At 57.6% G+C, this 13,623-nt stretch carries 11 protein-coding genes and 2 tRNA genes; 10 read left to right on the top strand and 3 right to left on the bottom strand.

The window, feature by feature from the left end; all coding sequences use genetic code 11:
• The first annotated feature begins 2 nt into the window (after positions 1-2).
• Positions 3-371, top strand: a complete 369-nt coding sequence (locus AD928_RS11830; RefSeq protein WP_062250774.1) for a HesB/IscA family protein — start codon at positions 3-5, stop codon at positions 369-371.
• Here AD928_RS11830 and AD928_RS11825 read toward each other — a convergent pair.
• The 3 genes from AD928_RS11825 to AD928_RS11815 form a co-directional block, all read right to left on the bottom strand.
• Complete coding sequence (locus tag AD928_RS11825; protein ID WP_082779877.1) at positions 319-1,647, bottom strand: class I SAM-dependent RNA methyltransferase; 1,329 nt, start codon at positions 1,645-1,647, stop codon at positions 319-321. The two genes, AD928_RS11830 and AD928_RS11825, sit on opposite strands and share 53 nt — an antisense overlap.
• Positions 1,644-3,287: a DEAD/DEAH box helicase gene (locus AD928_RS11820; RefSeq protein ID WP_373320535.1), complete on the bottom strand. Its 1,644-nt coding sequence runs from the start codon at positions 3,285-3,287 to the stop codon at positions 1,644-1,646. Before AD928_RS11820 ends, AD928_RS11825 begins: the two co-directional genes overlap by 4 nt.
• A gap of 532 nt (positions 3,288-3,819) precedes the next feature.
• Positions 3,820-4,275, bottom strand: a complete 456-nt coding sequence (locus AD928_RS11815; protein ID WP_062250770.1) for a hypothetical protein — start codon at positions 4,273-4,275, stop codon at positions 3,820-3,822.
• A gap of 162 nt (positions 4,276-4,437) precedes the next feature.
• Between AD928_RS11815 and AD928_RS11810 the strand changes: the two genes are divergently transcribed.
• From AD928_RS11810 to AD928_RS11770, 9 genes are all read left to right on the top strand, one after another.
• Positions 4,438-5,919, top strand: a complete 1,482-nt coding sequence (locus tag AD928_RS11810) for a bifunctional ADP-dependent NAD(P)H-hydrate dehydratase/NAD(P)H-hydrate epimerase (protein ID WP_062250767.1) — start codon at positions 4,438-4,440, stop codon at positions 5,917-5,919.
• 31 nt (positions 5,920-5,950) lie between these two features.
• Positions 5,951-6,035 (top strand) — tRNA-Leu (locus AD928_RS11805).
• A 91-nt stretch (positions 6,036-6,126) separates the two neighbouring features.
• The gene (gene tig, locus AD928_RS11800) at positions 6,127-7,461 is read left to right on the top strand and encodes a trigger factor (protein ID WP_062250765.1); all 1,335 of its coding nucleotides are present in this window, start codon (positions 6,127-6,129) and stop codon (positions 7,459-7,461) included.
• A gap of 169 nt (positions 7,462-7,630) precedes the next feature.
• Positions 7,631-8,293 (top strand): ATP-dependent Clp protease proteolytic subunit, encoded by a 663-nt coding sequence (locus AD928_RS11795; RefSeq protein ID WP_197463990.1) that lies wholly within the window; start codon positions 7,631-7,633, stop codon positions 8,291-8,293.
• Positions 8,294-8,413: 120 nt separating this feature from the next.
• On the top strand, positions 8,414-9,682 hold the full coding sequence (gene clpX / locus AD928_RS11790) for an ATP-dependent Clp protease ATP-binding subunit ClpX (RefSeq protein ID WP_062250763.1): 1,269 nt from the start codon (positions 8,414-8,416) through the stop codon (positions 9,680-9,682).
• 188 nt (positions 9,683-9,870) lie between these two features.
• Positions 9,871-12,402 (top strand): endopeptidase La, encoded by a 2,532-nt coding sequence (gene lon / locus AD928_RS11785; RefSeq protein ID WP_082779535.1) that lies wholly within the window; start codon positions 9,871-9,873, stop codon positions 12,400-12,402.
• A gap of 60 nt (positions 12,403-12,462) precedes the next feature.
• Positions 12,463-12,831, top strand: coding sequence for an HU family DNA-binding protein (locus AD928_RS11780; RefSeq protein WP_256441373.1), 369 nt, complete (start codon positions 12,463-12,465; stop codon positions 12,829-12,831).
• 96 nt (positions 12,832-12,927) lie between these two features.
• Positions 12,928-13,002: transfer RNA gene (locus AD928_RS11775), tRNA-Val, on the top strand.
• A 249-nt stretch (positions 13,003-13,251) separates the two neighbouring features.
• Complete coding sequence (locus AD928_RS11770; protein ID WP_025827009.1) at positions 13,252-13,617, top strand: NADH-quinone oxidoreductase subunit A; 366 nt, start codon at positions 13,252-13,254, stop codon at positions 13,615-13,617.
• Positions 13,618-13,623 lie beyond the last annotated feature (6 nt).

Genomic DNA, 13,623 nt, shown 5'->3' with positions numbered 1-13,623 from the left:
CGATGTCTCAGACCAGTGTTGCGCCGCCCGTCAAAAGAGCCCTGCCGCCGTTAATGCGTCTGTCCGACGCAGCGGCGGAACGCCTCCGGCATTTGTATAAAACGGCCCATGCCGGACAGTTGCTGCGTATCAGCGTCACCACCAAAGGCTGCTCCGGCAAAGCCTATGACATGCAGTTTGTAGAAGCCCCGACAGAAGGGGATGAGGTCGTGTCAGACAAAGGCCTGACCCTGCTGGTAGACCGCAAGGCCACCCTGTTTCTGATCGGCACGCAGATGGACTACCACGAGACGGAACTTGAGGAAGGGTTTGTCTTCATCAACCCGAATGAGAAAGGCCGGTGCGGCTGCGGCGAGAGCTTTCATGTTTGAAGCCGCAAACGGCTTCAACCTCGGCTGACCACAGGAACTGGTCAATGACTGTCACGCTGGTCAGGCGATAGCCTGCAGCCTGCAGGGCTGCGGCATCGTTGGTCAGCGCGGCAGGATTACAGCTCACATAAATCAGGCTGCGGGGCTTGCCCATAATCATCTGCTTCATTTGCAGCTTGGCCCCGGCATGCGGCGGGTCCAGCACCACACAGCCTGCCTGAGCCAGTTCCTTGGCCATAATGGGCTGGCGGTTTAAATCCCGACAGGCGACTTCCAGCCGCGTGCCGCCAGCAGCGTTCTTCAGGGCTGCTGCGGCAGGCGGATAGCCCTCATAAGCCTGCACACGCACACGGCTGGCCAGCGGGAAGCTGAGCGTGCCACAGCCCGCATACAGCTCAATCACCACATCACGCTTGTTCAGCTTGGGCAGAGCGTCCAGCACGGCCTGTTGGATCAGCGTCTCACTTTCTGCTGTTGCCTGAAAAAACGCACCGGTCGGCGGACTGACGGTAGAACCCGCCAGCGTATGCTGCACCGGGCGCGTTTGAGCGGCTGTTTCCGGCAGACCCTGATCGCCCTGCCGCCGCCAGCAGATGCGCGGAATGCCCTGTTCAGCCGATAAGGTTGCGAGTCGCGTGCGGTCCACGGTGGAAAGGGGGCCATCAGTGACCAGAAGAATATCCAGTCCCGACTCGAGCAGATTAATCCGCACATCCCCCGCCCGATACAGCCCTTCCAGACTTCTGAGCGTCTGACGGAGGGCCGGCAGGCAGTCCATAATGGCAGGATGGAGAACGGCGCAGGTTGTCAGGTCAATCACGTCCGTGCTGCCACGGGTATGCAGACCAAGCAGAACCTCTTTGCCCTCTCTGCGCACGGCCAGATCTGCCCGGCGGCGACTATGGGGCTGTACCTGAAACGCCTTCGGCTCAGGCAGATCAGAAAAACCCGCTTTTTTGAGGGCTGCCATCACCCGGTCTGTTTTCCAGACCAGCAGTGCGGCACGGTCCATGTGCTGGAGCGTGCAGCCGCCGCATTCGCCAAACAAGGGGCAGGGCGGCTCGGTTCTCTCTGGGGAGGGAACAAGAATTTCCGTGGTAGCCCATTTGCCGGATGCGGTGCGTTCTATCCGCACCTGCTCACCCGGCAGGGTGTAGGGCACATGCAGGGTCTGGCCGTCAGCCAGAACTGCGGCGCCGTCACCCTGTGCGCCAAGATAGGTAATGGTTACGTCGCGAATGTCTGAAGCGTGTTGCTCCGGTGTGTGAGCTGTCACCTTGAGTGCTTTGCGGCCTCTTCTTCAGATACAGAAACGTCTGCAGTCGGGGCAGGGAGGTCTGCCAGAATAGTCGTACGGCGCGGCAGTTGCATAAAGGCTGGAATGGTGTGGCCAAAACCAACCACATCACCCGCAGGCATCGGCGGTGCTTCATCCCGGCGTGGCAGGCGGCCAGTAGACCGACGGCTTTCCTGCGCGGGCTGCGGGGTAGCTGCTGCGGGGGTAGGTTTCGGCGTTGCGGCCTTAGGCTGCTGCGGAGCGTTGGTCGTTTTCTCGCCCCGAGTCCCGTGCTGGCTTTTAGAGCCCGGTTTTTCTCTGCGGCGGCCCTGCGGCGGACGTTTTTCATCCGACCAGTCAAGCTGCTCAATACCATCAATCGTCAGACGCGGAATTTTGTTCCCGGTCAGGGTCTCAATGGCTTCGGCCAGATTTTTGTCATACGGGGTGGCCAGGCTGTAGGCGTGGCCTTCCTTCCCGGCGCGGCCTGTGCGGCCAATCCGGTGGACATAATCTTCGGCATGGAACGGCAGGTCGAAGTTAAAGACGTGCGAGAGCCCGCCAATATCAATCCCACGGGCTGCCACATCAGAGCAGACCAGAATTTTCAGCTCACCATTCTTGAATTTTTCAAGGGTGGAAAACCGGACTGACTGCGGCAGGTCACCATGCAGGGCACCCACGGAAAAACCGTGTTTCTGCAGGGACTGCATCAGCACGTCCACGTCACGCTTGCGGTTACAGAACACAATGGCGTTCTGCATCGTGGGGTCGCGCAGCAACTTGCGCAGCGTGTCGCGTTTGTTGTGCTCATCCACAATCACCAGACCAGCGGTAATGGTGGTGGCGACGGAAGAGGCACGACTAACCGTGATTTCCTTGGGAGACTGCAGGAACGCATCCGCCAGTTGCCGGATGGCCGGAGCCATGGTGGCAGAGAAGAACAGCGTCTGACGGTTGGCAGGCAACAAGCTGACAATTTTCTCAATGTCAGGGATGAAGCCCATATCCAGCATACGGTCGGCTTCATCAATCACCAGAATACGTGTCTGGTTGAGCAGCAGACCACCGCGTTCAAACAGGTCCAGCAGACGGCCCGGTGTGGCAATCAGCACGTCCACGCCGCGGTTCAGCACTTCTTTCTGGTCGGCCATGCTCTCGCCGCCAATCAGCAGCGCATGGGTCAGCTTGAGGTGCTTGCCGTAATTCACAAAGTTTTCTGCAACCTGAAGTGCCAGTTCCCGCGTGGGTTCCAGAATCAGGGAGCGCGGCATGCGCGCTCTGGCCCGTGAGCCGGACAGAATTTCCAGCATGGGCAGCGTAAAGGATGCTGTTTTCCCGGTCCCGGTCTGCGCCACGCCCAGCACATCCTTCGCCATCAGAATGGCCGGAATAGCCTGTTCCTGAATGGGAGTGGGGTGGGTGTAGCCCATTTCCGTTACAGCGCGGAGAATGGGTGCAGACAGTTCCAGATCGGCAAACGTTGTCTTGGGCTCGGCGGCCTTTTCAGGTTCCGCTTTCGCTTCAGGGCTCTCTGCTGTCACGGGCTCAGCGGGAGCTTCTGCAGCCGGTGCAGCCACAATTTTTTCAGGCTCAGGCGCTTTCTCGGGGGCGGCTGCGTCTGCAGTCGGAACCGGAATGCTTACGGAGTCTTCAGTCGCAGGCTGCTCAGGGGCAGACTCAGCGGCAGCTTTCGTCGTGGCTTTTTTTGCAGGGGTCGCACGGCGCCGGGGGCGTTTGGGCTTAGGTGCTTCTTCAGCAACCGGTGCCTCTTCCACAGGCTGGGCCGCGGGCTGTTCCGTAGCTTCGGGAGCCACAGCAGCCGGTTCAGCGGCTTTCCGTCTGCGGCGTACAGGTTTTTTGGGCGCCTCTGCCTTTTCGGCAGGGGCAGCCTCAAGCGCTTCCGCACCCTTTTCCGTTGCGGCTGCGTCTACAGCCGTGGCAGCCGTTTTTGTGCGGCTGCGCGTCGTGGTCTTGCGGGGACGGGTGGGCGTTTTGGCTATCAATATGCTCTCGGAGATACTTCAGTCGTTATAAGCATGGACCGACAGGCCCTGAATTTTCCATGCCCCGAAGGTCGGAGGAGGGAGAGAAGCTGAAGCCGGTCAGGCGCTTGCTGCGATAAAGGCATTTCCCGGCAGAATCAAGCTTTCCCCATCCTTGCGGTCTATTTTACAGGAACGGATGGCCCAGCGAGGCGGCCAGAACAGCAATCAGACCGAGCGCCATGATCACCAGAATCTGGTTACGGATCGAGTCGAACAGGGCTGGTTGCGGGCGCAGGGCCCGGCGAGCCTTCTGGAACGGCCCTGTGAGCACACGTACATACAGGACAGCCATGACGATACCGAGTAGCTGCATGAGGTTGGTGGTCCACGGCGCCTGCGCAAAGCCGCCTTCATGGAGAATCATCAGCCAGCCGGTAATCAGCGCTGTGGGGATGACGTGCATCAGCACCCGGAAAAAGCGGCCCAGCGATTGCAGTTGCACGGAATTGCGCTGCGTCGGGTCCAGCAGAGAGAGGCTCTGGCGCATGATGATGGCGGCATAGGCGGTACCGCCCAGCCAGAACATGATGCTGATGAGATGGAGAGCGAGGATGACGCTCCAGAGAATGGAATGAGGCATGCAGACTCCGCTCGTAAAAAACTGAATTCAAAAACTGGCACGCCAGCGGCGGGAGGTCGCCACTCCGCGCGATACAGGGTGTCTGATTGCCAAGGGGACGCCTTGGGTGCAAGTCAGTATTCTTCAGGCACTGTTCCGGTTTCCCGTATCAGGAGGATTTCCATGCCCGTCTTCCCACTTTCAGACCTCAGTCTTTATACACCAGAAGAAATGGGGCGTGTGGATCAACTTGCCTCGGCCTCAGTGCCGGTTGCCACACTTATGGATAACGCCGGGCGCGCCGTTGCCCGTGCGGTGCGCCGTTACATGCGCCCCTGCCGGGTTCTGGTGCTCTGCGGTCCGGGGAACAATGGCGGCGATGGATTTGTCGCGGCACGTTATCTGGCGGAGGCTGGCTGGCCGGTTGCTGTGGCGGAAATGGCTTCACCGCGTGCTGGGTCGGCCGCAGCAGAAGCCTCGGCGCGTTTTCAAGGCGTCCGCGTGCCATTTGCTCTGGCAGAAGTGGAGCGTGCCGATCTGGTGATTGATGCCGTGTTCGGGGCCGGGCTGAGCCGGGATGTAACGGGCCTGCCCGCTGATCTGCTGCGGGCAGGCCGCAAGGTTGTGGCGATTGATATCCCGTCCGGGATTGATGGCGCGACAGGACAGGTGCGCGGCAGCGCGCCCCACGCTGCCATGACGGTCACATTTTGTCGCTTCAAGCCGGGCCACCTGCTCTATCCGGGGCGGAGTTTCATGGGGCGGCTGGTGCTGGCGGATATCGGAATGCCGCAGGTGGCACTGGAACAGGTTCCGCCGCAGGTCTGGCAAAATGCTCCGGGCTTGTGGCGTCTACCCGAGCCAGGGCCTGAGAGTCATAAATATACGCGGGGTGTCGTCAGTCTGTGTGCCGGGCAGTCTATGCCAGGGGCTGCGCGCCTGTGCGCAGGCGGGGCACGGGCCGCCGGGGCGGGGCTGGTGCGGATTGCCGCCGGAAAAGATGCTCCCGCTTACAGGCTGGGGGCGCCGGGGCTGGTGATTGATGAAGGCCCGCTGGACAGTCTGCTTGCTGATAAACGGCGTGTCGTTTGGGTATGCGGCCCGGGCCTGACAGAAGGTGAGGTGACGCAAACGCTCCCGGCGTTGCTTAAGGCGCAAAAATGCGTGCTTGCCGATGCAGGCGCTCTTTCTGCTGCTGCGGGGCATCCGGAAAAACTGCGCGGTGTGGCTGTCATCACGCCTCATATTGGGGAGTTCACCAAATTGTTTGGGGCACCGGGCGCAAACCCGCCAGACTCCGTGCGGAAGGCGGCGGCGCAGATCAATGCTGTTGTGGTGCTCAAGGGAGCATCCACGCTGATCGCAGCCCCGGATGGACGACTGGCGATCAATGATCATGCGAGTCCTGCTCTGGGTACCGCCGGCTCTGGCGATACGCTGTCCGGTGTGATTGCGGCGTTGCTGGCGGCAGATATGCCCGCGTGGGATGCCGCCTGTGCGGGTGTATGGCTGCATGGCGAGGCCGGGATTCAGGCTGGTGCATGGCTAATTGCGGAGGATCTGGACCGTTATCTGGGTCCTGCGCGTGAAAAAGCGACCCGAATGCAGCATGAATATGGAGAGATGTGCAGAGGGTCTCTTGCCGGGAGCCGCGCTCTGGGCTAAGTCCTCGCAACTTGCGACGGGGTTTTACCGTGCGGGCGTGGTGGAATTGGTAGACACGCCAGATTTAGGTTCTGGTGGCGCAAGTCGTGGGGGTTCAAGTCCCTCCGCCCGTACCATTTTTCATGGTGCTCCCGTCCTGTTCCGCGGCAGCCTTTCGGCGCATTGCAGCGGGAAATTTGAGTTTGTACCGAAAGGAAGGCCTGGCCGATGCAGGTTACTGACACCCTCAATGAAGGGCTGAAGCGTGGTTTCACCATTACCATTCCGGCAGCAGAGCTTGCAGAAAAGCGCGATGCGCGTCTGAAAGAAGTTGCTGCCAACCTGACTCTTCCTGGTTTCCGCCCGGGTAAGGTGCCTGTTTCTCTGGCGCGCCAGCGTCATGGCGAAGCCGTGCGTGCTGAAGTGCTGGAGCAGGCAGTGTCCGAATCCCTGCGCTCTGCGCTTGAAGAACGCGGCCTCCGCCCTGCTGGTCAGCCGCAGGTTGAGCTGGTGAGCGGTCAGGAAGACGACGGCAAGGATCTTGAATTCAAGGTTGAAACCGAAATCCTGCCAGAAATCACCGTGCCGGATCTGTCCGACCTCTCCCTGACCCGCCTGAAGGCGGTTGCCAGCGATGAAGCTGTCGACAAAATTCTGGCCGATGTTGCCAAGCGCCAGCGCTCCTTCGAGACGATCGAAGAAGTTCGCCCGGCTGCGAAGGGTGACGTTGTCTCCGTTGACTTCGTTGGTAAACGCGATGGTGTGCCGTTTGACGGTGGCACGGCGCAGGACGTCAATGTTGAAATCGGTGGCGAAGGCTTCATCCCCGGCTTTGCCGAGCAGATTGAAGGCATGAAGCCCGGTGAAGAAAAACAGATCACCGTGACGTTCCCCGAAAACTACGGGGCCGAAGAACTGGCTGGCAAGGAAGCAACCTTTGACATCACCGTCAAAGAGCTGAAGAAGCCGGTTGACGCGCCGATTGATGATGAGCTGGCTAAACAGCTGGGCTTTGAAACGCTGGAACAGCTGCGTGACCTCGTCCGCAAGCAGGTTGAAGGCGAATACGATCAGCTGTCCCGTCTGCGCATCAAGCGCGACCTGCTGGACGCTCTGGCTACGAAAACCGACTTCCAGGCTCCTCAGGGCATGGTTGATGCGGAATTCCAGCAGATCTGGCAGCGCGTTGAAGCCGACCGCAAAGCTGGTCAGCTTGACGACGAAGACAAAGATAAAGACGAAGACACGCTGCGCGCCGACTATCGCAAGATTGCCGAACGCCGCGTGAAGCTAGGTCTTCTTCTGGCTGAAATTGGCCGCAAGAATGCTATTACGGTTACGCAGGACGAACTGGGCCGCGCCATGCGCGCAGAAGCCATGCGTTATCCGGGGCAGGAGAAGGAAGTCTTTACTTTCTTCCAGAACAACCCGCAGGCCATTGAATCCCTTCGCGGTCCGATCTTCGAGAACAAAGTTGTCGATTATCTGATTGAACTCGCGAAAGTGGAGGACAAGGAAGTTACTCCGGAAGAGTTATCGGATATTCCTCCGGCTGATATCTGAGAAAATTGTGTCCCGCCGGTGTGAACCGGCGGGACACTCTTTTTCAGGGCAGATTTTCTTTTCCGGGGTAGCATCTTGCTACTTTATCTCTATCTTGATTGAGAGTGCCTGAACCGATTTGCGTCTTCGGACGGAAATGGGGGAAGGATGGTGCAGGTTTTTTACGGGAATGACTGACATGAGGGATCGTGATCCCGTTGAGGTTTTCAGCAACGCTTTGGTGCCGATGGTGGTCGAGCAGACCTCCCGGGGCGAGCGGGCATTTGATATCTATTCCCGCCTGCTTCAGGAACGGATCATCTTTCTGACCGGCCCGGTCTATGACCAGGTTGCGTCTGTGATCTCCGCACAGCTCCTTTATCTGGAAAGCGTGAACCCGACGAAAGAAATTTCTTTCTACATTAACAGCCCGGGTGGCGTTGTGTCCGCAGGTCTCGCAATCTACGACACGATGCAGTACATCCGCAGCCCGGTCAGCACCGTCTGTATCGGTCAGGCAGCCTCCATGGGTTCTCTGCTGCTGGCGGGTGGGGAAGCCGGGCGTCGTTTCGCTCTGCCAAATGCCCGCGTGATGGTGCATCAGCCGTCTGGCGGCGCGCAGGGGCAGGCAAGCGATATTGAGATTCAGGCCAAGGAAATCCTTATTATCCGGCAGCGCCTGAACGAGATCTATCGTGAGCATACCGGCCAGACGCTTGAAGATATTGAGCAGAAGCTGGAGCGCGATACCTATATGTCAGCCGAGGAAGCAAAGTCTTTCGGGATTGTTGACAAGGTAATCAGCCATCATAAGGCCACAGAAGCTGGAAAGAAGGATAAAAGCCATCCTTAATCTGGTGTACGCTAAATCTCCTGTTCAATGTCAGGGGTGGTCTGCCCGCAGTAAGGCAGATAGAGTTGGTAACTCGGTTCCTGGTTTTCTGAGGTCCGGGACGTTCAAGGGAGTGGGCTGATGAACGCAAAGTCCGGTGATTCCAAAAACACACTCTATTGCTCTTTCTGCGGGAAGTCGCAGCACGAGGTGCGTAAGCTCATTGCCGGCCCGACCGTGTTTATCTGCGATGAGTGTGTTGAACTCTGCATGGATATCATCCGTGAAGAGCACAAGACGACACTGGTGAAGTCACGCGAAGGCGTTCCGACTCCCAAGGAAATCTGTAAGGTTCTGGACGATTATGTGATCGGACAGTTTGAGGCCAAGAAGGTCCTCTCTGTTGCGGTGCATAACCATTACAAACGGCTGACGCAGGCGACCAAAGGCAATAACGATGTTGAACTGGCAAAGTCCAATATCCTGCTGGTTGGCCCCACCGGGTCGGGTAAGACTCTGCTTGCGCAGACGCTAGCCCGTATCCTGGACGTACCGTTCACCATGGCAGATGCCACCACGCTGACCGAAGCCGGTTACGTGGGTGAGGATGTTGAAAACATCATCCTCAAGCTGTTGCAGGCGTCTGATTACAATGTGGAACGTGCGCAGCGCGGCATTGTCTATATCGATGAAATCGACAAGATTTCCCGCAAGTCTGACAATCCCTCCATCACGCGTGATGTGAGTGGTGAGGGCGTGCAGCAGGCTCTGCTGAAGCTGATGGAAGGCACAGTGGCGTCTGTGCCGCCGCAGGGTGGACGTAAGCATCCGCAGCAGGAGTTCCTGCAGGTGGATACCACGAACATGCTGTTCATCTGCGGCGGGGCCTTTGCCGGGCTGGATAAAATCATCACAGCCCGCGGTAAGGGGACAGGCATTGGCTTTGGTGCTGATGTCCGGTCTCCCGATGAGCGGAAAACCGGTGAAATTCTCCACGATGTGGAACCGGAAGATCTGATGAAATTCGGGCTGATCCCGGAATTCATTGGCCGTCTGCCGGTTCTGGCAACGCTGGGGGATCTGGATGAGGCGGCTCTGATCCGCATTCTGACCGAGCCGAAAAATGCTCTGGTCAAGCAGTATCAGCGCCTGTTCCAGATGGAAGATGTCCAGCTTTCCTTTACGGATGATGCCCTGAAGGCGATTGCAGACCGTGCCATTACCCGCAAGACGGGTGCACGTGGCCTGCGGTCCATTATGGAAAGCATCCTGATGTCCACCATGTTTGATCTTCCCGGTCTTGATAACGTGGAAGAAGTGGTGGTGAACCGTGACGTGGCCGAGGAAAAAACAAACCCGGTTTATGTCTATGGCAAAGGGAAAAAGGTTCCGGCGGAACAGTCAGCCTAAGAACTGCAAAACAACTGCCAGCAGGGAAGAAATGCCCTGCTGGCCGGGTTTTCTGGTTAACCCATTGTAGAATGGGGCGTTCGTAACGACATGGTAGATGGTGGGAGCCTGTTGGCAGGTTCTCGCGGGTCTGGGTACGCCACATTACGGGTGCCCGATCTGGATCGTCCTTGAAGGAGGTCATGGTTATGGCTGATAATGAAAAACCAGCAGTAAAACGTAAGCGTAAATCACCCGCAAAAACGCCGGCTAAGACGCCAGCAACGGTCACACCGACCGAAAATGCAGCCGTCGTCGCTGCGGACAACACAGCCCCCGATAAGAAGGTAGAGCAGGGTAACGGTCGTATTGCCGTTCTGCCCTTGCGCGATATTGTCGTGTTTCCCCACATGATTGTCCCGCTGTTTGTCGGCCGTGAAAAGTCCGTCAAGGCGTTGGAGTCCGTCACGCGGGAAGATCGGCAGATCCTGCTGATTGCGCAGAAAGATGCGGCTCAGGACGATCCGGGTGTGGATGATGTGTACCGCTTTGGCACCGTGTCCACCATCCTGCAGCTGCTCAAGCTGCCGGACGGCACCGTCAAGGTACTGGTGGAAGGTGTGCGTCGCGCACGGGTGAAGGCCCTGCATGATATTGACGGGCATTTTGAAGCAGAAATTGAGGATGTGGTTGAAGAGCCAGCGGTAGGGGCGGAAGCCGAAGCGCTGGGCCGTTCCATCGTCTCTCAGTTTGAGCAGTATATTAAGCTCAATAAAAAAATTGCGTCTGAAGTTCTGGTCTCTCTTAACCAGATCAGCGATCTGTCCAAGCTGGTCGATACTGTTGCCAGCCACCTGAACCTCAAAATTTCCGAAAAGCAGGAAATTCTGGAGGCGCCGTCTGTCACATTGCAGCTGGAAAAGGTTTTCGCACACATTGAAGCGGAAATCGGCGTGCTGCAGGTTGAGAAGAAAATTCGCAACCGCGTGAAGCGCCAGATGGAGAAAACCCAGCGCGAGTACTATCTGAACGAGCAGCTGAAAGCCATTCAGAAAGAACTGGGTGAAGGCGAAGACGGCAAGGACGAAACCACCGAGATTGAAGAGCGGATTGCCAAAACCAAGCTTTCCAAGGAAGCGCGGGAAAAGGCAGTTGCCGAGCTCAAGAAGCTGCGTGGCATGAGCGCCATGTCTGCCGAATCAACGGTTGTCCGGAACTATCTGGACTGGCTGCTCGGTATTCCGTGGAAGAAGCGCACCAAGGTCAAAAATGATCTGGACGCCGCTGAAGCCGTGCTGGATTCCGATCACTACGCTCTGGAAAAGGTGAAAGAGCGTATTCTGGAATATCTGGCAGTCCAGAGCCGCTCCCAGAAGCTGAAGGGGCCGATTCTCTGCCTTGTGGGGCCGCCGGGTGTGGGTAAAACCTCGCTGGCACGCTCCATCGCCAAGGCAACCGGCCGCCATTACGTGCGCATGTCTCTGGGCGGCGTGCGGGATGAAGCTGAAATCCGTGGGCATCGTCGCACCTATATCGGCTCCATGCCGGGCAAGATCATTCAGGGGATGAAGAAGGCGAAGGTCTCGAACCCGCTTTTCCTGCTGGATGAAATTGACAAGCTGGGTGCGGACTGGCGGGGCGATCCGGCTTCAGCTCTGCTGGAAGTGCTGGATCCGGAACAGAACAGCACGTTTGCGGATCATTATCTGGAAGTGGATTATGATCTGTCGGACGTCATGTTCGTCACCACGGCAAACAGCCTCAACATGCCCCAGCCGCTGCTGGATCGTATGGAAATCATCCGTCTGTCTGGCTACACGGAAGACGAAAAGGTTGAGATTGCCCGTCGCCATCTGATCTCCAAGCAGGCCGAGGCTCATAACCTCAAGCCGAGCGAGTGGTCGATCAGTGATGACGCTCTGCGGGATCTGATTCGCTATTACACGCGTGAAGCCGGGGTGCGTAATCTTGAGCGCGAAATTGCGAATCTGGCGCGTAAGGTCGTGAAAGAGCTTGTGACGGGGAAGGCAAAGAAAGTTGCCATCACCGTGCGCAATCTTGAAAAGCTGGCCGGTGTGAAGCGCTTCCGTTACGGCGAGACCGAGGCGGAAGACATGGTGGGTATTGTCACCGGTCTGGCCTGGACAGAGGTCGGTGGGGAAATCCTGACGATTGAGAGCGTTATGGTGCCCGGTAAAGGCGCCGTGGTGGAAACCGGCAAGCTGGGCGATGTCATGAAGGAGAGCGTCTCTGCGGCGTATTCCTACGTGCGCAGCCGTTCGACCACATTCGGTATCCTGCCGACTCTGTTTGAAAAGCGGAGTTTCCACGTGCATGTGCCTGAAGGTGCGACTCCTAAAGACGGGCCTTCAGCCGGTATTGCCATGGCAACAGCGCTGGTTAGCGTCATGACGGGCATCCCGGTTCGGCGTGATGTTGCCATGACTGGCGAGATCACGTTGCGGGGACGCGTGCTGCCGATTGGTGGTTTGAAAGAGAAGCTGCTGGCGGCTCTGCGCGCAGGCATCAAGACTGTATTCCTGCCTAAGGAGAACGAGAAAGATCTCGCGGAAATCCCTGACTCCGTAAAGAACAATCTCGAAATCATCCCCGTATCCCACGTGGATGAAGTGATTGCCCGGGCGCTGGTGCGTAAGCCTCAGGCCATCCATTGGGATGAGGTTTCGGAAGCTGTTCCGACCCCGGAAGGAGCTGGTGCGGCACCCGTGCTGCCGCACTGAGGGAAAAATTTACTATGTGGCCGAAGTTTACCGTTGCTCGGTTGACGTGGCGTAAAACGGCTGCATAGTGCGAGCGGGAAGCGGAGAGGCGGACGTAAAGCCGCCCGCCGCTCCAGTCACGATAAACACAGAGAGAGGCGTAATATGGAGAAGCCGCTTAACAAGCAGGAACTCGTAGCGGCAGTGGCCGACGAGGCTGCTCTGCCCAAGGCGAAGGCTGGAGAAGTGGTTGACGCCGTATTCGGTGCAATCGAAAAGGCGCTTTCCAAAAAGCAGGAAGTTCGTCTGGTTGGTTTCGGCACGTTCGTTACAGCCTCACGCAAGGCTGCTAAAGGGCGCAACCCGCGTACAGGTGAGGAAATTGATATTCCGGCCTCTACGTCCGTGCGCTTTAAGCCGGGTAAGGCTCTGAAGGATGCCGTAAGCTAAAAGTCTCTCAGACTGATAGTTTTTTGGTTTCGGCCGGTAAAACTTCCACAGGAAGGGTTGCCGGCCGCTTCTGTTTGTGACACATACGCATCCAGCGGGCGATTAGCTCAGAGGTAGAGCGTCTCGTTTACACCGAGAGGGCCGGCGGTTCGACCCCGTCATCGCCCACCATGATTTCTCTCAAGGCATCATGGTTTCCGCGCAGAGCACCAAAATGTGAGATGCTCTCGTTTTTATGAATATCCCCCAAAATCTGTAGTTTTCCGCCATATTCACGGCAGTTTCACGTGGTCCCTCTAAGTAGTCACGGGAACGTGCCCGTTATGACTGGTGTCAGGGCATGGCTGTTGTAAAGACTTAGGTCTAGGATCCTCTGCATGACGTTTGATCTTCATGATCTCTCTCATGCAAGGAATACAGATGCAGTCTGTTCTTGGTGATTACGCCCCTGTTTTGGTATTCGGTGCTATTTCAGTAGTTATTGCGGCTGCAATGCTGGGTATGGCGCTGCTATGCGGCCATCAAAAACCTTATCCTGAAAAAGTAACGGCCTATGAGTGCGGATTTGAGGCCTTTGATGATACGCGCCGTCGTTTTGATGTGCGGTTTTATCTGGTCGCGATCCTTTTCATTATTTTCGACCTCGAGGTCGCGTTTCTGTTCCCCTGGGCTGTCAGCCTGTCTCGCATAGGGCTGTTTGGCTTCTTGTCCATGCTGGGGTTCCTGAGCGTGCTGGGGATCGGCTTTCTGTATGAATGGCGCAAAGGCGCGCTGGACTGGGATTGAGGGAGC

The organism is Acetobacter cerevisiae, from assembly GCF_001580535.1.
Lineage (GTDB): Bacteria > Pseudomonadota > Alphaproteobacteria > Acetobacterales > Acetobacteraceae > Acetobacter > Acetobacter cerevisiae.
The sequence above is the reverse complement of the archived record's forward strand: the minus strand, read 5'-3'. Positions and strand labels throughout refer to the sequence as shown.

Bases quoted from the DNA above. Each gene is read 5' to 3' on its own strand.
- AD928_RS11770 (WP_025827009.1), top strand. From the start codon at position 13,252: ATGCAGTCTGTTCTTGGTGATTACGCCCCTGTTTTGGTATTCGGTGCT.
- AD928_RS11795 (WP_197463990.1), top strand. From the start codon at position 7,631: ATGACTGACATGAGGGATCGTGATCCCGTTGAGGTTTTCAGCAACGCT.
- lon (WP_082779535.1), top strand. From the start codon at position 9,871: ATGGCTGATAATGAAAAACCAGCAGTAAAACGTAAGCGTAAATCACCC.
- tig (WP_062250765.1), top strand. From the start codon at position 6,127: ATGCAGGTTACTGACACCCTCAATGAAGGGCTGAAGCGTGGTTTCACC.
- clpX (WP_062250763.1), top strand. From the start codon at position 8,414: ATGAACGCAAAGTCCGGTGATTCCAAAAACACACTCTATTGCTCTTTC.
- AD928_RS11830 (WP_062250774.1), top strand. From the start codon at position 3: ATGTCTCAGACCAGTGTTGCGCCGCCCGTCAAAAGAGCCCTGCCGCCG.
- AD928_RS11815 (WP_062250770.1), bottom strand. From the start codon at position 4,275: ATGCCTCATTCCATTCTCTGGAGCGTCATCCTCGCTCTCCATCTCATC.
- AD928_RS11810 (WP_062250767.1), top strand. From the start codon at position 4,438: ATGCCCGTCTTCCCACTTTCAGACCTCAGTCTTTATACACCAGAAGAA.